At 66.3% G+C, this 18,418-nt stretch carries 19 protein-coding genes; 11 read left to right on the top strand and 8 right to left on the bottom strand.

From position 1 onward, the window contains the following. Window positions 1–21 precede the first annotated feature (21 nt). The 3 genes from BM345_RS24110 to BM345_RS24100 all read left to right on the top strand — a co-directional run bounded on the left by BM345_RS24110 (window position 22) and on the right by BM345_RS24100 (window position 3,670). The gene (locus BM345_RS24110) at window positions 22–1,086 is read left to right on the top strand and encodes a glycosyltransferase family 4 protein (RefSeq protein WP_093384757.1); all 1,065 of its coding nucleotides are present in this window, start codon (window positions 22–24) and stop codon (window positions 1,084–1,086) included. Continuing rightward, a complete protein-coding gene (locus tag BM345_RS24105) occupies window positions 1,083–3,257 on the top strand; it encodes an amylo-alpha-1,6-glucosidase (protein ID WP_093384754.1) in 2,175 nt (724 codons plus the stop codon). Before BM345_RS24110 ends, BM345_RS24105 begins: the two co-directional genes overlap by 4 nt. A gap of 110 nt (window positions 3,258–3,367) precedes the next feature. Further along, the gene (locus BM345_RS24100; protein WP_093384751.1) at window positions 3,368–3,670 is read left to right on the top strand and encodes a putative quinol monooxygenase; all 303 of its coding nucleotides are present in this window, start codon (window positions 3,368–3,370) and stop codon (window positions 3,668–3,670) included. 41 nt (window positions 3,671–3,711) lie between these two features. On the opposite strand, the gene BM345_RS24095 is transcribed toward BM345_RS24100, so the two are convergent. Continuing rightward, window positions 3,712–4,248, bottom strand: a complete 537-nt coding sequence (locus tag BM345_RS24095; RefSeq protein WP_093384749.1) for a 3'-5' exonuclease — start codon at window positions 4,246–4,248, stop codon at window positions 3,712–3,714. A gap of 74 nt (window positions 4,249–4,322) precedes the next feature. Here BM345_RS24095 and BM345_RS24090 point away from each other — a divergent pair, with 74 nt between their 5' ends. Then, window positions 4,323–4,613 carry an aldehyde dehydrogenase family protein gene (locus BM345_RS24090; RefSeq protein WP_093384746.1) on the top strand — a complete coding sequence of 97 codons (291 nt, stop codon included), beginning with the start codon at window positions 4,323–4,325 and terminating at the stop codon, window positions 4,611–4,613. Here the strand turns inward: BM345_RS24090 and BM345_RS24085 are convergent. After that, window positions 4,574–5,659, bottom strand: a complete 1,086-nt coding sequence (locus BM345_RS24085) for a low temperature requirement protein A (protein ID WP_302847596.1) — start codon at window positions 5,657–5,659, stop codon at window positions 4,574–4,576. The genes BM345_RS24090 and BM345_RS24085 overlap by 40 nt on opposite strands. Window positions 5,660–5,720: 61 nt before the next feature. Further along, window positions 5,721–6,254 carry a DsbA family protein gene (locus tag BM345_RS24080; protein ID WP_093384741.1) on the bottom strand — a complete coding sequence of 178 codons (534 nt, stop codon included), beginning with the start codon at window positions 6,252–6,254 and terminating at the stop codon, window positions 5,721–5,723. Window positions 6,255–6,426: 172 nt separating this feature from the next. On the opposite strand from BM345_RS24080, the gene BM345_RS24075 reads away from it, so the two are divergent. Beyond that, window positions 6,427–7,650: an alkene reductase gene (locus BM345_RS24075; protein WP_093384859.1), complete on the top strand. Its 1,224-nt coding sequence runs from the start codon at window positions 6,427–6,429 to the stop codon at window positions 7,648–7,650. 68 nt (window positions 7,651–7,718) lie between these two features. Here BM345_RS24075 and BM345_RS24070 read toward each other — a convergent pair whose 3' ends face one another. Next, window positions 7,719–8,603 (bottom strand): LysR substrate-binding domain-containing protein, encoded by an 885-nt coding sequence (locus tag BM345_RS24070; RefSeq protein WP_093384738.1) that lies wholly within the window; start codon window positions 8,601–8,603, stop codon window positions 7,719–7,721. Between the two features lie 157 nt (window positions 8,604–8,760). Here BM345_RS24070 and BM345_RS24065 point away from each other — a divergent pair, with 157 nt between their 5' ends. The 6 genes from BM345_RS24065 to BM345_RS24040 all read left to right on the top strand — a co-directional run bounded on the left by BM345_RS24065 (window position 8,761) and on the right by BM345_RS24040 (window position 14,915). Further along, window positions 8,761–9,510, top strand: coding sequence for an SDR family NAD(P)-dependent oxidoreductase (locus BM345_RS24065; protein WP_093384736.1), 750 nt, complete (start codon window positions 8,761–8,763; stop codon window positions 9,508–9,510). A gap of 40 nt (window positions 9,511–9,550) precedes the next feature. Continuing rightward, window positions 9,551–10,582, top strand: coding sequence for a TRAP transporter substrate-binding protein (locus BM345_RS24060; protein ID WP_093384733.1), 1,032 nt, complete (start codon window positions 9,551–9,553; stop codon window positions 10,580–10,582). 120 nt (window positions 10,583–10,702) lie between these two features. Beyond that, the gene (locus tag BM345_RS24055) at window positions 10,703–12,592 is read left to right on the top strand and encodes a TRAP transporter large permease (protein WP_093384730.1); all 1,890 of its coding nucleotides are present in this window, start codon (window positions 10,703–10,705) and stop codon (window positions 12,590–12,592) included. Window positions 12,593–12,660: 68 nt separating this feature from the next. Next, window positions 12,661–13,503 (top strand): transketolase, encoded by an 843-nt coding sequence (locus tag BM345_RS24050; RefSeq protein WP_093384728.1) that lies wholly within the window; start codon window positions 12,661–12,663, stop codon window positions 13,501–13,503. Then, entirely contained in the window at window positions 13,500–14,501 is a 1,002-nt protein-coding gene (locus BM345_RS24045; protein ID WP_093384725.1) for a transketolase family protein, read from the top strand. The genes BM345_RS24050 and BM345_RS24045 overlap by 4 nt, the downstream gene beginning before the upstream one ends. Window positions 14,502–14,603: 102 nt before the next feature. After that, the gene (locus tag BM345_RS24040; protein ID WP_139237600.1) at window positions 14,604–14,915 is read left to right on the top strand and encodes an AEC family transporter; all 312 of its coding nucleotides are present in this window, start codon (window positions 14,604–14,606) and stop codon (window positions 14,913–14,915) included. 8 nt (window positions 14,916–14,923) lie between these two features. On the opposite strand, the gene BM345_RS24035 is transcribed toward BM345_RS24040, so the two are convergent. The 4 genes from BM345_RS24035 to BM345_RS24020 form a co-directional block, all read right to left on the bottom strand. Next, a complete protein-coding gene (locus BM345_RS24035) occupies window positions 14,924–15,220 on the bottom strand; it encodes a hypothetical protein (RefSeq protein WP_093384720.1) in 297 nt (98 codons plus the stop codon). 97 nt (window positions 15,221–15,317) lie between these two features. Beyond that, a complete protein-coding gene (locus BM345_RS24030) occupies window positions 15,318–15,713 on the bottom strand; it encodes an Hsp20/alpha crystallin family protein (protein ID WP_093384717.1) in 396 nt (131 codons plus the stop codon). Window positions 15,714–15,727: 14 nt separating this feature from the next. Continuing rightward, on the bottom strand, window positions 15,728–16,153 hold the full coding sequence (locus BM345_RS24025; RefSeq protein WP_093384856.1) for an Hsp20/alpha crystallin family protein: 426 nt from the start codon (window positions 16,151–16,153) through the stop codon (window positions 15,728–15,730). 243 nt (window positions 16,154–16,396) lie between these two features. Beyond that, entirely contained in the window at window positions 16,397–18,418 is a 2,022-nt protein-coding gene (locus tag BM345_RS24020) for a 4-oxalomesaconate tautomerase (protein ID WP_093384715.1), read from the bottom strand.

The raw sequence follows: 18,418 nt of genomic DNA, 5'->3' as shown, positions 1-18,418 counted from the left end.
TCCGCACCTGGATCCACCACCATGAAAATCGCCCAGATCGCACCGTTGTGGGAAGCCGTGCCGCCGCGACTCTACGGCGGCACAGAGCGGGTCGTTTCCCATCTGACCGAAGCGCTGGTGGAACAGGGGCACGAAGTCACACTGTTTGCAGCGGGCGGTTCGAAGACAGCCGCGCGCCTGGTCGCCACGCGCAGTCGGCCGCTGCGCCTGGACCCCAACGTGCTCAGCTCGGAACTGGCAAGTCACCTGGCCCTGCTGCACGAGGTGCGAATGCACAGCGACGAATTCGACGTGATGCATTTCCACACCGACATGCTGCACTTCCCGATCTTCGAGGCCATGGCGTCGCGAACCCTCACCACCCTGCACGGCCGCCTGGACGTCGCGGACCTGCGGCCGGTGTATGCGCGATGGCCGCAGTTTCCGCTGGCGTCGATCTCGGACCACCAGCGCACCTACCTGCCCGCCGCAAACTGGCATCGCACGGTGCACCACGGCATCAGCCCGCTGGGCTATCGCTTCAACGCGCGAGGGGAAGGCGACTACCTGGCCTTCCTCGGACGCATCTCGCCGGAGAAGCGGCCGGACCGCGCCATCGAGATCGCCAAGGCATCGGGCGTGCCCATCCGGCTGGCGGCCAAGGTGGACAACGTCGACCGCGAATACTTCGAACAGTGCATCCGGCCGCTGCTGGACCATCCGCTCGTGGACTTCATCGGCGAGATCGGCGACGACCGGAAAGGGGAGTTCCTGGGGCATGCGCGTGCACTGCTGTTTCCCATCGACTGGCCCGAGCCCTTCGGGCTGGTCATGATCGAGGCCCTGGCCTGCGGCACGCCGGTGATTGCATGGAGCTGCGGCTCGGTGCCCGAGGTGATCGAGCACGGGCGTACCGGCTGGATCGTCGACAACGTACCCGATGCGGTGGCGGCGGTGGATGCCGTGCGCCAGCTCTCCCGGGAACAGATCCGCGCCCGCTTCGAAGACCACTACACCGCCGATGCGATGGCCACCCGCTATGTTCGGGTGTACGAGCAACTCTGCGCCGACGGAAGCGAGGCACTGCTGGAAAGCGAGGTCGCATGAATCACGAGGAGCAAGCAGGCCAGTCCGTGGTGGTCGAGGGCGGGCCGCACGATGTCTGGCCGGCCCCGCCGGCGCGCTCGGGCCAGCGGCTCTACGTGCTGAAGGAAGGCGACACCTTCGTCGTCGCCGATGCGGTGGGCGACGTGACTGGCGAAGGCGACGGCCTGTTCCAGAACGACACCCGGCTGCTGTCCGCCTTCCGGCTCCTGGTCAACGGCACGCATCCGGCGCTGCTGTCCAGCGCCGTCACGCAGGACAACGCGTTCTTCACCGCCAACCTGACCAACCGCCCGCTGCCACCCCTGGGCGAGATCTCCGCCCCCGAGGGCGTGATCCACATCGAGCGGCGCAGGTTCCTCTGGGACGGCCGCATGTACGAGCGGCTGCGCCTGACCAACTTCAGCGACATTGGCCTTCACCTGCCGCTGCAGCTGCTCTTCGACGCCGACTTCCGCGACATGTTCGAGGTGCGCGGGCAGACGCGCACCCGGCGCGGGAACATGGAGGTGGGCCAGATCGGCACGCGCTGCGTCGCGCTTCGCTACGAGGGGCTGGACCGCGTGCAGCGCCAGGCGACGCTGAGCTTTTCGCAGGAACCGCGGCGGCTGACGTCCAGCTTCGCGGAGTTCGAGGTGCAGCTGCCCGGGCGCGAGCATGCATCGCTGTACGTGGAGGTGGGTGGCGCGCCCGCCCAGCCCTCGCGCGAGCGCTGGCGCGCCGGGGCCGCGCGCGCGCGCTGGTCGCTGCGCGCACGCCGCCGCCGGGGCGCGCGCGTGCGGGTGCCGGGGCGGCTCTTCCAGGCCTGGGTGGACCGATCGGAATCGGATCTCGCCTTGCTCACCACCGAGCTGCCGACCGGGCCCTATCCCTATGCCGGCATCCCCTGGTTCTCCACGCCCTTCGGCCGCGACGCGGTGATCACGGCGATGCAGAGGCTCTGGGTCGATCCTTCGCTCGCGCGCGGAGTGCTGAAGTTCCTGGCGGTGCACCAGGCGGTCGAGATCTCCGCCTTTCGCGATGCGGAGCCCGGCAAGATCATGCACGAGACCCGCAAGGGCGAGATGGCAGCCGTGAACGAGTTGCCCTTCGGTCGCTACTACGGCGGCGTGGACACCACGCCCCTCTTCCTGATGCTGGCGGGTGCGTATGAGGAGCGCACGGCCGACCACGTCTTCATCGACGGCATCTGGTCGCAGCTGGTCGCCGCGGCCGCGTGGATCGAGGCGAACGCCGCGCGCCACGACGGCCTGCTGAGCTACGCCCGCGCGCAGGCCTCCGGCCTGGCCAACCAGGGCTGGAAGGACAGCCACGATTCGGTGTTCCATGCCGATGGCAGTTCTCCGCAAGGACCCATCGCGCTCATCGAAGTGCAGGGTTACGCGCATGCCGCCCTGCGCGGCATGGCACGCCTTGCGCGCAGGCGCGGCGACGCGGCCCAGGCGGCGCACTGGGAGGCGGCATCCAGGCGCTTTGCGCAGCGTGTGGAGGAATCCTTCTGGCTGGAAGACCTGCAGTTCTACGCGCTGGCGCTCGACGGCGAAGGGCGCCCCTGCCGCGTGCGTTCGTCCAATGCCGGCCACCTGCTCTACACCGGCCTCCCCCGGCCCGAGCGCGGGCGCGCAGTGGCGCAGCAACTGCTTTCCGCCTCCTTCGATTCGGGCTGGGGCATCCGCACGCTGCCCGAGGGCACGGCCCGCTTCAATCCCATGTCCTATCACAACGGCTCGATCTGGCCGCACGACGTGGCGCTGTGCGCGGCCGGCATCGCCCGCTATGGCGAGCGCGAGGGCGTGCTCAGGCTGCTGGAACAGCTGTTCGAGGCGGCCTCCGAGTTCGGCATGCGCCTGCCGGAACTCTTCTGCGGCTTCGAGCGCGCCGCGGGCGAGGCGCCAGTCGCGTATCCGGTGGCTTGCCTGCCGCAGGCATGGGCCGCCGGCGCGGTCTTCCTGCTGCTGAAGGAATGCCTGGGCCTGCACATCGATGCACATGCCGATGCCGTGGTGGTCGACCGCCCCTTGCTGCCCGCGGGCATGGAGTCGCTGGCGATCCAGTCCATCGCCTTCAAGCAGGGGCGCCTGGACCTTCGCTTCCGCCGCGTGGGAGATCGGGTGCTCGCATACGCGGAAGCCTGTCAGGGAGTTGCCCAGGTGCGCATCGACCTTCGCACTTGAGTTGGTCCGCACCCAGGACAGTTCGCGGCGAGGGCATTCGCCCGGCGCGGACTGTTGTGTCCGATGCGACCCGCAACGGTCGCGTGTCCATCAACGAAAGGAAACATGCCATGGTCAAAGTCGCGTTGTTCGTTCGCCTGGAAGCGAAGCCCGGGAAAGAAAAGGAGGTCGAGAGCTTCCTGACGGGTGGTCTTCCTCTCGTCATGGAAGAGCCTGCCACCACCGCCTGGTTCGGCATTCGCCTCGGGCCCTCGACTTTCGGAATCTTCGATGCCTTTCCGGACGAAGCGGGCCGGCAAGCGCATCTGTCCGGCAAGGTTGCGGCGGCCTTGATGGCGCAGGCCGCCGAGCTGTTCTCCGAGCCGCCGTCCATCCAGAAAGTCGACGTGCTCGCGGCAAAGCTGCCCGGCTGAACAACCCATAAAGGAGCAACGCCAGGACGCGGCCGCACCGGCTATTGGTTCGCGCACGCCGGCCGGCCGCAGCCGTGGCTGGAGTCGACTTGTCCACCGGCACGCAGGCTGCCGAAGTTCGCCTGCAGCAGGCGCGCATCGGCGCAGGCGCGATGTCGGGGCAGGCCCATGACAAGGGCGAGCTGCTCCTTCAGCGTCCGCCAGCGTTCGATCTCGCTGCAGGTCAGCAGCGCCTGCAGGCTGTCGAGCCGGAAGCTGGGCGCACGCCCGGCGTCGTCGTACAGCCTGGCCAGCCATGAATAGTCGTGGCCCCATGCGTCGGTGTAGAGCGTGCGGCCGCACAGGCGGTGGTTCAGTACGTCGGCCACGACCGCGGTCGGCAGGCCGTAGTTCAGCAGGTCTGCGCGACGGATGCGGTGCAGCCCCTCGGCCGCGGGACTCCAGTGGGTCCACTCCGGCGCGGGCCGCACCAGCATGCATTCCGAGCCGCCGTCCTCCAGCACGTAACCGACCTCGACCGGGTAGCTGCCGCGCCCGAAGCCGGACGCTTCGACGTCCAGGATGGCAGGGACCTTCATCGGTCGAAGCGTGAACCTGAGATGCCTGCAATGACTGTCATGGTGCACCTTTCTCATGGCAAGGAACCGAGGCTATGCCAGGCGTCGCCGCACGCGCGCCGGCACTGCGCGAGAAGCGCAGGGACGCGACACGCACCGCAAGACTGCGCCTGGCCGATTCCGGCATGGCCTGGGTCAATGGGTGCGTGCAGGAAGATCCGCGCCTGCCCTTCGGCCGCATCAAGAACTCGGGCTACGGCCGGGAGCAGTCCACCTGGGGCATCCGCGAGTTCGTGAACGTGAAGACGGTGGTCGTGGCCTGGTCGTCGCTTCGACGGGCAGCAGCTCAGGCCGCCGCCTTCTCGACGTGCACCAGGTGGCGGTAGCGCAGGTTGAGCAGCACGTAGCAGATCATGGTTGCCGTGATGCCCACCAGCATGGCGTGGGGCCGAAGCGGCAACATCAGCACGAGTGCCGTGAGCAGGAACACGGCCGCGGTGTTGGACAGCAGGTAGGGCCGCAGCTGCGGCACCTCCATGTAGTAGCCGTACTGCTTGCCCAGGAAGAACAGCACCGTACCGGCCGCGGTCAGCCGACGGAAGTCTCCCGGGTCGAGGTCGTCCAGGATCGCATGCCGTATCAGCGAGGCCAGGATCGCCAGGCCGATGAACAGGAAGAAGTGCGAATAGAGGATCGAGTGCCCCGTCCCCAACTTGCGCCGTTCCAACAAGTGGAAACTGTCGTAGTAGATCCACCATATGGCCGACACCATGACGAATCCGCTGATCGCGGCGATGACGTTGGATGGGTTCCAGGTGATGTCTGCCAGGGCCGCGGAGATGCTGATCACCGACTCGCCCAGCATGATGATGGTCAGGCAACCGACCCGTTCGATCAGGTGTGCCGTGTGCGCCGGCACCACCTGCAGCTTCCGGCTGCGCAGCACCAGGGCCGCCATGTCGAAAACGATTCCGGCATAGAAGACCAGGTAGCGCCAGGGCGGCTCCACCAGGACCGAGCACAGGCTGATCGCGGCGCCGACGGCGAACACGGTGCCCACCGTCGACGCGAAGCCGCTCCCGTCGTGGTGCTTCCTCCTGGACGCGAAGTACATCGTGGCGATGATCAGCCGGGCGCCGCAGTAGCAGGCGACGGCCAGCGCGTAGTGTTCCTCGGCGCCGGTCGAGACCTGCGCCGGAATCACCAACAGCAGGAACATGATCAGCAGGGTGGACAGCCGGTGCTGGCGGCTGTCGGTGTCGAAGCGATTGGCGTAGATCGTGTGGCCCGCCCAGATCCACCAGAGCGGAAAGAACACCAGCACGAAGCGCAGGAACTGCTGCGCCCCGATGTGGCCCTCGTGCGCTTCGCTCAGGATCTCGCCGGCGGCGTGCAGGGCAACGACGAAGATCAGGTCGAAGAACAGCTCCAGCCACGTCGCGCGCCGGTGAGGGTCGAAATAGCGCAGGTCCTTCGCATCACCGACGCGCAGCTCAATCGGCCCCGGCCGCGACCAGCATGATCGAGCCTAGCAGGGAAGCCTCGTCGTACCCGCCCTGGTGAAGCACACCGTTGATGAAGAAGGTGGGCGTTCCCCTGATGCCGCTTTGCAGTCCGCCCTTCATGTCGTTCTGGACCTTGGGCAGAAACACGTGGCCGGAGAGGTCGCTCGCGAAGCGCTCCATGTCCAGGTGCAGGGCGGCGGCGTACCTCACCAGGTCGGCGGGCGCCAGAGCTTCCTGGTGCTCGAAGAGCAGGTCGTGCATCTTCCAGAACGAGCCCTGGGCCCCCGCCGCTTCCGCGGCCTCGGCGGCGAGCTGCGCGTGGGGGTGCACTTCGACCAGCGGGAACTGGCGGAACACCACGGCCAGCGTATCCGGCAGGTCCCGCTCCAGCTTCTTCACGACCCCGTAGGCCGCACCGCAGTGCGGGCACTCGAAATCGCCGTATTCGACCAGCACCACCGGTGCGTCCGGTGAACCGCGCAGATGGTCGCGCTCATTGATGGGGACGGTGAGTTTGTTCATGCACCGAAGTTAGCCGCGCGCCGCCGGCCTTTGTTTCGGTTTCCTGCTGTCCGTGGCGAAGTCCGGCTGATACTTGGATCGCGGACGCGCGGCGGCCGGTTTCGGCGCCCGCCCAGGGTCGACACTGAGGACATCGATGACCTACGCCCGATCCGGGCAGAAGGAGCAATTCATGTCCGCCACCCTCGAGTCGCCCGCCGCGACAAGCCAACCAGCCGAGCCTCAGCACGCGCAGCAGCAGCAGTTGCTGTTCCAGCCCATCCGGGTCGGTCGCTTCCAATTGCCGCACCGCATCGTCATGGCACCGCTGACCCGGTCGCGGGCACGCCAACCGGGGAACGTGCCGTGGGCGCTGAACGCCTGCTACTACCAGCAACGCGCTTCGGCCGCACTGCTCATTTCCGAGGCGACGCAGATCTCGATGCAGGGGCAGGGCTACGCCTGGACGCCGGGCATCCACAGCCGTGAGCAGGTCGAGGGCTGGCGCCTGGTCACCGATGCGGTGCACGAAGCCGGCGGACGCATCGTCCTGCAGATGTGGCATGTGGGCCGGATCTCCCATCCCTCGCTGCAACCCGACTGCATGCCACCGGTCGCGCCCTCCCCGATCCGCCCGGAGGGAATGGCCTTCATCGAAAACGACAAGGGCGAAGGCGAGCTGGTGCCCTTCGTCACGCCGCGAGCGCTGCAACCGGAGGAAATGCCTTACCTCGTGCGCCAGTACGAGCGCGCGGCGCGCAACGCGATCAAGGCCGGTTTCGACGGCGTGGAGGTCCACGCTGCCAATGGCTACCTGCTCGACCAGTTCCTGTGCAGCGGCACCAACCACCGGACCGACGCGTACGGCGGGCCGGTCGAGAACCGCGCGCGCCTGCTGCTGGAAGTCGTCGATGCGGTCACGCAGATCTGGGACGCCGACGCCGTCGGGGTGCGCCTGTCGCCGATGGCGACGGCAAACGACATCCGCGATGACGATCCCCTGGGCACTTTCACCTATGCCACGCGCGAGCTGAACTCCCGCAAGCTGGCCTACCTGCACGTGGTCAATCCGGCCATGGCCGCGCTGGACAGCAGGACGCCCCCCGATGCGGCAGCCATGCAGATGCTGCAGCAAATTCGCCAGGCGTGGAGCGGCCCGCTCATGCTCGCCGGCGGCTTCGACGCCGAGACGGCCGAGCAATGGCTGAGGGAGGGCCGGGCCGACCTGATCGCCATCGGCCGCAAGTTCATCGCCAACCCGGACCTCCCGGAGCGGCTGCGCACGCATGCGCCCTTGAATGCGGACGACCGGTCCACGTACTACGGCGGCGGCCAGAAGGGCTACACGGACTACCCCAGCCTGGCGCAGGAGCGCGGCGAGGTGCCCAAGGCTTGCGTGGACGAGAACTGGCGCTAGGCTCACCGGGCGGGTGGGCGCGCCAGGCAGGTGGAAGTGCTCCATCCCTTGCGCATCCCCGGTCGCTGTCAAGACCTGGCCGCTTCCCCGTGGATCCATTCGACGAATGCCTTGACCGACGGGCGCTTGGCATGCCTGGGCGGGTAGACGACAAAGTGGGCCTTGACCTTGACGGCCTGATCCAGGCCGAAGATGGGCTTGAGCTTGCGCTCCGCGATGTGCCTGGCCGCGATGGTCGTGCTCTCCAGCGCGACGCCAAGACCCAGGGTGGCCGCGTCCAGCGACATCTGGGCCCGGTCGAAGCGGACGGCGAACCAGTCCGGGGCCCGCTTGTCGCTGAACTCGCCGAACCAGTCGGCCCACTGCACCACGCTCACGTTGCTCTGGATGAGCTTCACGCCGAACAACTGTTCGACGCGCTTCAAGCGATGCTGGCGGATGAACTCGGGACTGGCGAGCGGCACGATGCGCTCTTCGAACAGCGGCTCCACGACCAGGTCCGGCCAGTTCGGAATTCCGTAGCGGATGTCGATGTCCGCCTGGCCTAGCGCAAAGTCGCTGGGCGTGTGCGCAGCCGAAAGGTTGAGCGAAATGTCCGGAAAGGTCTGCGCGAACACGCGCAGCCTCGACATCAGCCACAGGCTTGCAATGCTCGGCGCCGAGTGAACGTACAGGCTGTTGCTCACGCCTTGCCGTACGTCTTCGGTCGCTGACGCGATGGCGGACAGCGCGCCGCCGATCTTCGCCAGATAGAGATCGCCCGCGGCACTCAGGCGTACGCCGTGCGCGCTGCGCTCGAACAGCCGGACACCCAGATGCGCTTCCAGGCGCGAGACCTGGTGGCTGATGGCCGAAGCAGTCAGGTGAAGTTCGGACGCTGCGAGCGCAAAGCTTTTCCTTCGGGCCACTGCTTCGAAGGCCTGGAGGTTGGTAACTGCTGGCAAAGCGGACATAGGGTCAACCCGGTCGTCAGATGACAGATCGTCATCTTAGGTTGAAAACACATCGCTTGTCGTCATCCAGCATCGGAACGACGATTCAACCCGTGCAGCGAGACCGGCGACCGAAACGCCGGGACTGCACCCCCCTCACCCCTCTGGAGACAAATCGATGCTACTCAAGGACAAGGTTGTCGTTATCACCGGCGGCGCCGGCCTCAACGGACTCGGATTCGCGACGGGGCGCCTCATGGCGGCCCATGGTGCGCGCGTCGTGGTGCTCGACCTCGAAGGCGCCGACCCCGCAGGCGCAGCCGCGAAGCTGGGCCCCGGGCACCTGGGCATCGTCGCCGACGTCACGGACAAGGCCTCCTGCGAGGCGGCCACGGTCGAGGTGCTGAAGGCCTTCGGCACCATCGATGCGCTGATCAACAACGCAGGCGTGACGCAACCGGTCAAGACACTGGAGATCAGCGGCGCCGACTACGACCGCGTCCTCGACGTCAGCCTGCGCGGCACCCTGTACATGTCGCAGGCCGTGCTGCCGGCCATGCAGCAGCAGCGCAGCGGCTCCATCGTCTGCATCTCCTCCGTCTCTGCCCAGCGCGGCGGCGGCATCCTGGGCGGTCCGCACTACTCGGCCGCAAAGGCGGGCGTGCTGGGCCTGGCGCGCGCCATGGCGCGCGAGTTCGGCCCCGAGGGCATCCGCATCAACAGCATCACGCCCGGGCTGATCGGCACCGACATCATCAAAGGCAAGCTCACCGATGAAAAGAAGGCCGAGATCGCCGAGACGATTCCGCTGGCACGGCTGGGCCGCGCCGAGGACATCGCCGGCGCCTGCGTCTTTCTCGCCAGCGACCTCTCGCTGTACTGCACGGGCATCACGCTCGACGTCAACGGCGGCATGTTGATCCACTGACGCCGCATTCACCCACCAGATCTACAAGCAGGAGACAGACATGAGCGAGATCCATTCCGCACCCGCCAGGTTCAACCGCCGCCAGCTGCTCGCCGCGGGCGCTGCGTTGCCGCTGTTCTCGATCGCCACGCGTCGAGCCGACGCCGCCGAGTTCGAGCTCAAGTACGCCACGGGCCAGGACCCGACCCACCCCGTGAACCTGCGAGCGAAAGAGGCACTGGACCGGATCCGCGAGGCAACCTCGGGCCGCGTGAACATCAAGCTGTTCCCCGCCAACCAGCTGGGAAGCGACACCGACCTGCTCACGCAGGTGCGCAACGGCTCCGTGGAGTTCTTCAACCTCTCCTCGCTGATCCTGTCCACCTTCGTTCCCGTCTCGGGCATCACCAGTGTCGGTTTCGCCTTCAAGAACTACGACGACGTCTGGAAGGCGATGGACGGCGACCTGGGCAACCACATCCGCGCCGAGATCGCCAAGACGCCCATCTTCACCGTCTCGAAGATCTGGGACAACGGCTTCCGGCATGTCACGTCTTCCGGGAGAGAAGTGAAGTCGGCGGCGGACCTGAAGGGCTTCAAGGTGCGGGTGCCGGCCGCGCCTCCGCTGACCTCCCTGTTCAAGTCGCTGGACGCCGCTCCGTCGCCCATCAACTTCAACGAGGTCTACACGGCATTGCAGACCAAGGTGGTGGAAGGCCAGGAGAACCCGCTGGCCATCATCTCGACCGCGCGGCTGTACGAAGTCCAGAAGACCTGCAGCCTGACCGGGCACGTGTGGGACGGCTACTGGGTGCTCGGCAACAAGCGCGCATTCCAGAAACTGCCTGCCGATGTCCAGCAGGTCATCACGCGGGAGCTCGAGAAGTCGGCGACCGACCAGCGCGCCGACGTGGCCAAGCTGAGCACCAGCCTGGTGGCCGACCTCAAGGCCAAGGGCATCACCTTCATCGACGTGCAGCAGGAAGACTTCCGCAAGAAGCTGGCAAGCACGGGTTTCTACGCCGAGTGGAAGTCGAAGTACGGCACCGCGCCGTGGGAACTGCTGGAGAAGGTCTCCGGAAAGCTCGGCTGAGCCTCAGCCACCCGCCCGCCCGGTGGTCTCCGGGGTTGGCCTGACCGATCAATGAAGTGAATGACGGGTGCGCCGCTTTATCGCGGAGGCCGGCGGCCGCCTGTCGCATGAAGGATTCCCATGAACATCTCCAGTGACGAGCCCGGCGTTGCCGGGCCCATGGACAACCCATTGCAACCTGCGCCGGTTGCATGGCTCGAGACCCTGCACAGGGCCCTGGCCACGTTGGTCGAGGTCCCGGCTGCACTTCTCGTGCTTGCAGAGGTCTTCGTCCTGCTTGCAGGCGTGACGAGCCGCTACGTGTTCCACGAGCCGCTCGTGTGGTCGGACGAGCTGGCCTCCATCCTCTTCCTGTGGCTGGCGATGCTTGGCTCCATCGTCGCCTTCCAGCGCGGCGAACACATGCGGATGACGGCCATCGTCGGCAAGCTCGGGCCCAGGAAGCGAGCCTTCCTCGACCTGATCGCCATCGCCGCGGCCATTGCGTTCCTGGGCTTCGTCGTGCACCCGGCCTATGAGTTCGCACAGGACGAAGTCTTCGTCACGACGCCCGCCATGGGCATTCCCAACTCCTGGCGCGCCGCTGCGCTGCCGATCGGCCTGGGGCTGATGCTGCTGGTCGGGCTGATGCAGATCTTCCGAATGGCGCGATTGAAGGATGCGCTTCTGGCACTGGGCCTGGTTGCTGTGGTCATCGGATGCGTGACTTTGCTTGGGCCGCTCCTGGTGCCCCTGGGGAACTGGAACCTCTTCATCTTCTTCGTGCTCGGAGTCGGCGCCCTGGTGCTGCTGGGCTTGCCCATCGCCTTCGCCTTCGGACTGGCGACCTTCGGCTACATCGCGCTGACGACGAACACGCCGCCGGTGGTGGTCATCGGGCGCATGGACGAGGGCATGAGCCACCTGATCCTGCTGGCCGTGCCGCTTTTCGTGCTGCTGGGCCTGCTGATCGAGATGACCGGCATTGCACGTGCCATGGTCAGCTTCCTGGCCAACCTGCTGGGACATGTTCGCGGCGGACTTTCCTACGTGCTCATCAGCGCGATGTACCTGGTCTCGGGCATCTCGGGCTCGAAGGCGGCGGACATGGCTGCCGTTGCCCCCGCGCTGTTCCCGGAGATGCGCAAGCGCGGGGCCAAGCCCGGTGACCTGGTCGCCCTGCTTTCCGCGACCGGCGCGCAGACCGAGACGATCCCGCCTTCGCTGGTCCTGATCACGATCGGCTCCGCGACGGGCGTGTCGATTGCAGCGCTCTTCACGGGTGGCCTGCTGCCTGGCGTCGTGGTCGGCGCCACGCTGGCCGCGCTCGTGTGGTGGCGCTACCGCGGCGAGAACCTGTCGGGCGTTCGCAAGGCCAGCGGGCGCGAGATCGGCAAGTCCCTCCTGATCGCGGTTCCCGCGCTGGCACTTCCGGTGGTGATTCGTGCGGCGGTCGTCGAAGGCGTGGCCACCGCGACGGAAGTCTCGACCATCGGCATCGTCTACGCGGTGCTGGCCGGCCTGCTCATCTACCGGCAGTTCGACTGGAAGCGCATCTATCCGATGCTCGTCAGCACGGCGTCGCTTTCCGGCTCCATCCTGTTCATCATCGGCGCCGCCACGGGCATGGCCTGGGCACTGACGCAGTCCGGCTTCTCGACCGCCCTGGCGGACGCGATGAAGGCGCTGCCAGGCGGCGCCATCACCTTCATGGCGGTGTCGGTGCTGGCCTTCATCATCCTCGGCTCGGTGCTGGAAGGCATTCCAGCCATCGTGCTGCTCGGCCCCCTGCTCTTTCCCATTGCGCGCCAGGTCGGCATCCATGAGGTGCACTACGCGATGGTCGTCACCCTGGCGATGGGCATCGGCCTGTTCGCGCCGCCCTTCGGCGTCGGCTACTACGCAGCATGCGCCATCAGCCGCATCCACCCGAACGAGGGCATGAAGCCCATCGTCGGCTACATGGTCGCCCTGTTCCTCGGGACGGTTCTGGTGGCCGCGATCCCCTGGATCTCCACCGGGTTCCTCTGAGTCCCGTCCCGCTCGCAACCCACGTCTTCGCGTACCCCTTCGACACTCACTTTTGCAGGAGATTCTTCATGACCGATCTTTCGCCGCTCGCCAAGAGCGCCTATCGCATCCGCCGCTACGCACTTCAGATGGGTGAAGTGCAGGGCCAGGGCTACATCGGCCAGGCGCTCGGCTGGGCCGACGTCCTCGCGGTGGCCTACAAGCACGCCATGGCCTACCGCCCGGAGGATCCGGAGTGGGAGGGCCGTGACCGCTTCCTGCTGTCCCACGGCCACTACGCCATCGCCTTCTACGCCGCCCTCATCGAGGCTGGCGTCATCCCCGAGGAAGAGCTGGAGACCTACGGCAGCGACGACAGCCGCTTGCCGATGTCCGGAATGGCCACCTACACGCCGGGCATGGAGATGTCGGGCGGCTCGCTCGGCCAGGGCCTTCCGATCGCCGTGGGCATGGCGCTAGGCTTGCGCCTGAAGAACAACCCGGCCTTCGTCTACAACTCGATGTCCGACGGCGAACTGGACGAAGGATCGACGTGGGAAGCAGCCATGGGCGCGGCCCATCACCAGCTGTCGAACCTGGTCTGCCTGGTCGACATCAACAACCAGCAGGCCGACGGTCCCTCCGGCAAGGTCATGGGCTTCGAGCCCCTGGCCGACAAGTGGGCCGCCTTCGGCTGGCATGTGCAGCGCGTGGATGGCAACGACCTGCCGGCCGTCGTCGCCGCCTTCGATGCGGCCCGCGCGCTCAAGGAAGCCAAGCCGCGCGTCATCCTCTTCGACACCCTGATGGGCAAGGGCGTGCCCTTCCTCGAAACCCGCGACAAGAACCATTTCATCCGCGTCGATCCACCCGAATGGCAGCAGGCCATTGCCCACACCGACAGCACCCAGACCGAAGGAGCCGAACAATGAACACCACCACCGCCGAGAAGAAGCCGCGTCTGAAGACCTCGGCCATGATCGCCTCCATCGCCGGCGAGGGCCAGCGCGTGAAGGCGGCGCCCTTCGGCAAGGCCCTGGTCGAGCTGGGCCGGGAACGGCCGGAAGTCGTGGGCATGACGGCCGACCTGGCCAAGTACACCGACCTGCACCTCTTCGCCAACGAGTATCCGGAGCGCTTCTTCCAGATGGGCATGGCCGAGCAGCTGCTGATGGCGGCGGCCGGGGGCATGGCCAAGGAAGGGTTCATTCCCTTCGCGACCACCTATGCGGTGTTCGGCACGCGCCGGGCCTTCGACTTCGTGCACCAGGTGATCGCCGAAGAGAACCTCAACGTCAAGATGTGCTGCGCCTTGCCGGGGCTGACCACCGGCTACGGCCCCAGCCACCAGGCCACCGAGGACCTGGCGCTCATGCGCGGCATTCCCGGCCTCACGATCATCGACCCCTGCGACGCGCTGGACATCGAGCAGGCGGTGCCGCAGATGGCGGACCACCAGGGCCCGGTCTACACGCGGCTGCCACGCGGCAACGTGCCGCTGGTGCTGGACGAGTACGACTACAAGTTCGAACTGGGCAAGGCCAAGCTCATCCGCGACGGCAGGAGCGCCCTGGTGATTTCCAGCGGCTTCATGACCATGCGTTCGCTGGAAGTCGCCAAGCAGCTGCAGGCCGATGGTGTGGACGTCGCGGTGCTGCATGTGCCCACGATCAAGCCGCTGGACGAGGCGACCATCCTCGCGGAGGTCCGCAGGCTGGGAAGGCTCGTCGTGGTGGCCGAGAACCACTCGGTGATCGGCGGCCTCGGAGAAGCCGTTGCTGCCTTGCTCATGCGCTCGGGCGTGACGACGGCGTTTCGCCAGATCGCCCTGCCCGATGCCTTCCTGGACGCGGGCGCCCTGCCCACGTTGCATGAGCGCTACGGCATCTCCACGCAGGCGATGAGCCAGCAGATCAAGGGCTGGCTCTGAGGCCGAGGCCAGCTCCCGTGCCAGGGCACCCGGCTGGCACGGGCAATGCTTCAGAAGCTCCTTGCATTCGCCGTCGTCAGAGGCGCGTGCGCTGCCTGCTCCATGCTGCAAACCCTCGCCATCACCGGCCCCATCAAAGGCATGCGGCGGGACGTCACGACCATCGCTGCCAGCAAGCTCCTGCTCCACCCGCTCGCGGTCGGCTTGATGATGTGGCTCGTGCCGCCGAATGAGCCGGCGCTGCGCGCAACCGCCGTGGTCTTCGCCGCCACGCCCATGCTCAGCATCTACCCGATCCTGGCCATGAGCTACGGTCACGAGGAGATGTGCGCCGCAGCGCTTCTCCTTGCAACCATCCTGTCGTTCTTTACGATCAGCATGACCTTGTGGTTGCTGGGCCCGGTGCTGGGGTAGGCGCGGACTTACATTCCGCGAATGCTTCGCTTCAAGGCTTCGCATACGCGCTGAGCAGCTGGCGGCAGCCAATGGTCCTTCGCGGGTCGCGTGTGGCCGTTCTCGGGATAGTGAAAACGCAAGAGCTCGGCGTTGCCCTCCTCTGTGATGGCAAACACCGTGGCAGCGTTTTCCGGCGGCTGGTCTATCAGTGCAATGACCAAACCTGCCTGGCGGAGAATCTTGATCGCATCGATGTCCTTCGCGTTGGTAAAGGACTTGGGAAGCGGCGTGGCAGCGATCTGCCTCAAGAATTCGACGGACATGGCATCACTCCTGCATAGAAGGTCGGCGCGCAAAAGAGTATTCGCGGCGCCGACCAGGCTGAAGTCGAAGAGATCGATGGTTGTCGTCGGACGAGACCTAACCCTCGATCTGGATGCGCCTTGGTTGCGCATGTTCGGCTTTGGGAATCCGCAGGCTCAGTACGCCTTGCACCAGCTTTGCCGTGACCTTGGACGCATCAAGCTCTTTGCTGAGCGTGAACGTCCGGCGGAAGCGCCCCAGGGGCACCTCCGAATGGGTGGACTGAAGGCCCTCCGGCATCGCAATTCCAATCTCCGCCTCGATCGTGAGCCGGTCCGATTCCGTGCGCAGTTCCAGTTTGTCCTTGGACACGCCCGGCAGGTCCGCGTAGAGCGTGATGCCTGAGCTGTCCTCTGCGACGTCCACCGCTGGCGTCAGCGCTGCTTCGCTGTAGCGAGCTTTGCTGTTCTTCGTGTCTACTGCGGCGGTCTGGCGGGTTTCAAGGTCGTTCATGATCGTGTCTCCTTTCACTGGATATCGATGCGTCGCGGCTGGCTGGCCGCGCGGCGTTGGACGGTGATGCGAAGGACGCCATCCCGGTAAGTGGCCTGGAGCTTGTCGGGGTCGGCATCCTCGGAGAGGGCAACCACGCGCCGGAAATGACCGTCGAATCGTTCGTTGATATGAACCGCAGCGTCCTCGGAAAACGAGGGTGAACGCTGGCCAGCGATGGTCAAGATGCCCCGGTCGAGGTTGACCTCCAAAGCGTCCGGGTCCAGGCCGGGAGCGAAGGCGTAGATCTCCAGGCTCTCGGGCGTTCCCCCGACGTTCAACGCAGGAAAGCCGCGGCCGAGGCCTCGGATACTGGACGTAGGATCCAGCGCCTGCTGCATGTCGCGCTGCAGGCGGTCCATCTCGGCGAACAGGTCGCGCGGAAAAAAAGATCGGTTCATGGCGATGACCTCCATTCGGGTTGAACAGAGCGCCGGAGGCGTCTCCAGCGCTTCCGTTGACCCAGATAAAGTTTGCCGATCCGGTTTCAAGGGCTGCGATTGGAGATTTTTTAAAGGGTTGCCATGTCCCGCTTGCCGGGATAAGAAAGAACGATAAGCCCCTTCGAATATCACGTCGCGGGAAATATGACGACGCGTATGAGGGCGTGGCTGAATGTGGGCGCCGACGGGGCGCCGCTGCGCTCAATCCAGCACAGGTAAGGACGCGTCAAGCGCGAGCTTTCCTTCGGCCACGATCTGCTTCCATCGATTCAGATCGTCCTGCACGCGCTGGCGCAGCGTCGCCGCAGGGCCGGCCTGAACCCTCGCACCTTGCTTCTCGAAGCGCTCGACGACCTCCGGGTCTGCCAGTGCCTTGTTGAGCGCCTGATTGAGCAGGTCAATGGTTGACGCAGGCGTGCCTGCCGGCGCGAACAACCCATACCATTGCGAAACGTCCACCCCTGGTATGCCGAGTTCTGCAAGCGTTGGCACTGCCGGCAGGGCTTCCAGCCGCCGGGGTCCCGCGACCGCCAGGGCTCGAAGCCGACCCGCCTTGATGAATGGAAAGGCGGTGAACAGGCTGGGGAACATCACCTGCGATCTGCCGCTGACCGTATCGGCGATCGCCGGAGCGGCCCCTTCGAAGGTCGTGCTGGCCATTGACGTTCCGCTGCTGCGCTGGAATAGTTCGGCCGCGAAATGCGGAGGCGTGCCATCGCCCGCGGACGCATAGCTCAATGAGCGGGGGCGGTTCTTCAGCAGCACCAGCAACGAGTCGAGATCCGGGGCGCCCTTCTCCGGGTGCGCAACCATCAGCGTCGGGGAGGACCCGACCATCCCGACCGGCTCGAAGTCCAGGATCGGGTCGTATGCCACCCGCTGCAGGGCCGGGTTCATCGCATGGGTACCGACGTAGCCGAACATCAGTGTGTGGCCGTCCGGGGGCGCTTTCGCGACGTATTCGCTGGCGATCGCCCCATTCGCCCCGGCCCGGTTGTCGACCAGCACTTCCTGCCCCAGCAGGGAAGCCATCCTGGACGCAATGACTCGCGCCATCGTGTCGTTGCCGCCGCCCGCTCGCGTCGGCACGATGATCGTCAGCCCCTTGCGCGGAAACGCGGACGTCGCTTCGCGTTGCGGTTGCGGCCGTGAAAAGACATAGTCAGGCAGATGCAACTCGCCCTGCATGATCTTGCGAGCCGTCCGGACCAGCGCGGCACGCTGGACAGTGGCTTCCTGTGCGCTTCCCGCCAACTCGACCTCGATGTCGATCTGTCCCGCCGGATGCAGAACGACCAGGCCATGCCGCCCCGGCTCACGCGAAGCCCCGCTCGCAACAGTGCCCGGCAAGGCGAAGGCGCTGGCGACACCGATCGCACCGGTGACGGCATGGGAGGCATGGCACTTGCGCGGCGTGAAGTAGCGGGACGTGATGCTGTCCCTGGACGTGCCTGCGCTGACGAGAACAGGCTTTGGAATGACACTGTCAGAGACGTCGCCCAGCCCCATCCTGCGGCCCGCCTCCAGCCGAAGCTTTTCGAGCCTGTCCAGCAGCTGGACATTGGCGTCCAGGGCCGCAGGCTTCTCGTCTCCGGTCACGCCCAGGTCGGCAGCACGCACGATCATCAGCGGCATCGCCGCATCGATGCACGTCACCTCGATCCCGTCGATGACGTCGATCCGGTTGCCGGTGGGAAACACCTGCCCCGTCACGGCGCCCCACGCATCCAGGAAATTCAGCAGCAGCGGCGCGGCCGTGCCCGCAACCCCATCGATGCGCGCGTCGCCCTCGTAGGTCACCCGGCCGCCAGGCGTTCGCACTGCGACATCGATGCGCGACCCCGTGTTGACGTTGTAGACCCGGACGTTGGTCGTCCCGTCCTTCGCAGAAATCAATCCCTGCTCGATCGCGAAGGGTGCGACCCCGGAGAGCATGTTTCCGCAGTTCGGCCGCGTGTCAACGGAGCGATGTCCGACGCCCACTTGTGCAAACAGATAGTCCACGTCGCAGTCCGGCCGCGTGGAGCGCGACACGATCGCGACCTTGCTGTTCAGTGTGCTGCCGCCGCCCACGCCGTCGAGCTGCAGCGGGTCGGAAGCACCGATGGCGCCGATCAGCGCCTGGTCGCGAGCCTCGTCGCCTTCCGGCAGCCACTCGCGCAGGAAGAAGGGACCGCGAGAGGTGCCGGCGCGCATCAGAACGCAGGGAATCGACCTGTTCAT

The sequence above is a fragment of the Variovorax sp. OV329 genome (assembly GCF_900114785.1).
GTDB lineage: Bacteria > Pseudomonadota > Gammaproteobacteria > Burkholderiales > Burkholderiaceae_C > Variovorax.
This window is presented reverse-complemented; position numbering and strand designations above follow the sequence as displayed.

What these genes read in the sequence shown, in the direction of transcription:
- BM345_RS24110 (WP_093384757.1), top strand. Translation starts at nt 22, where the DNA reads ATGAAAATCGCCCAGATCGCACCGTTGTGGGAAGCCGTGCCGCCGCGA.
- BM345_RS24105 (WP_093384754.1), top strand. Translation starts at nt 1,083, where the DNA reads ATGAATCACGAGGAGCAAGCAGGCCAGTCCGTGGTGGTCGAGGGCGGG.
- BM345_RS24100 (WP_093384751.1), top strand. Translation starts at nt 3,368, where the DNA reads ATGGTCAAAGTCGCGTTGTTCGTTCGCCTGGAAGCGAAGCCCGGGAAA.
- BM345_RS24095 (WP_093384749.1), bottom strand. Translation starts at nt 4,248, where the DNA reads ATGAAGGTCCCTGCCATCCTGGACGTCGAAGCGTCCGGCTTCGGGCGC.
- BM345_RS24090 (WP_093384746.1), top strand. Translation starts at nt 4,323, where the DNA reads ATGCCAGGCGTCGCCGCACGCGCGCCGGCACTGCGCGAGAAGCGCAGG.
- BM345_RS24080 (WP_093384741.1), bottom strand. Translation starts at nt 6,254, where the DNA reads ATGAACAAACTCACCGTCCCCATCAATGAGCGCGACCATCTGCGCGGT.
- BM345_RS24075 (WP_093384859.1), top strand. Translation starts at nt 6,427, where the DNA reads ATGTCCGCCACCCTCGAGTCGCCCGCCGCGACAAGCCAACCAGCCGAG.
- BM345_RS24070 (WP_093384738.1), bottom strand. Translation starts at nt 8,603, where the DNA reads ATGTCCGCTTTGCCAGCAGTTACCAACCTCCAGGCCTTCGAAGCAGTG.
- BM345_RS24065 (WP_093384736.1), top strand. Translation starts at nt 8,761, where the DNA reads ATGCTACTCAAGGACAAGGTTGTCGTTATCACCGGCGGCGCCGGCCTC.
- BM345_RS24060 (WP_093384733.1), top strand. Translation starts at nt 9,551, where the DNA reads ATGAGCGAGATCCATTCCGCACCCGCCAGGTTCAACCGCCGCCAGCTG.
- BM345_RS24055 (WP_093384730.1), top strand. Translation starts at nt 10,703, where the DNA reads ATGAACATCTCCAGTGACGAGCCCGGCGTTGCCGGGCCCATGGACAAC.
- BM345_RS24050 (WP_093384728.1), top strand. Translation starts at nt 12,661, where the DNA reads ATGACCGATCTTTCGCCGCTCGCCAAGAGCGCCTATCGCATCCGCCGC.
- BM345_RS24045 (WP_093384725.1), top strand. Translation starts at nt 13,500, where the DNA reads ATGAACACCACCACCGCCGAGAAGAAGCCGCGTCTGAAGACCTCGGCC.
- BM345_RS24040 (WP_139237600.1), top strand. Translation starts at nt 14,604, where the DNA reads ATGCTGCAAACCCTCGCCATCACCGGCCCCATCAAAGGCATGCGGCGG.
- BM345_RS24035 (WP_093384720.1), bottom strand. Translation starts at nt 15,220, where the DNA reads ATGTCCGTCGAATTCTTGAGGCAGATCGCTGCCACGCCGCTTCCCAAG.
- BM345_RS24030 (WP_093384717.1), bottom strand. Translation starts at nt 15,713, where the DNA reads ATGAACGACCTTGAAACCCGCCAGACCGCCGCAGTAGACACGAAGAAC.
- BM345_RS24025 (WP_093384856.1), bottom strand. Translation starts at nt 16,153, where the DNA reads ATGAACCGATCTTTTTTTCCGCGCGACCTGTTCGCCGAGATGGACCGC.
- BM345_RS24020 (WP_093384715.1), bottom strand. Translation starts at nt 18,418, where the DNA reads ATGAACAGGTCGATTCCCTGCGTTCTGATGCGCGCCGGCACCTCTCGC.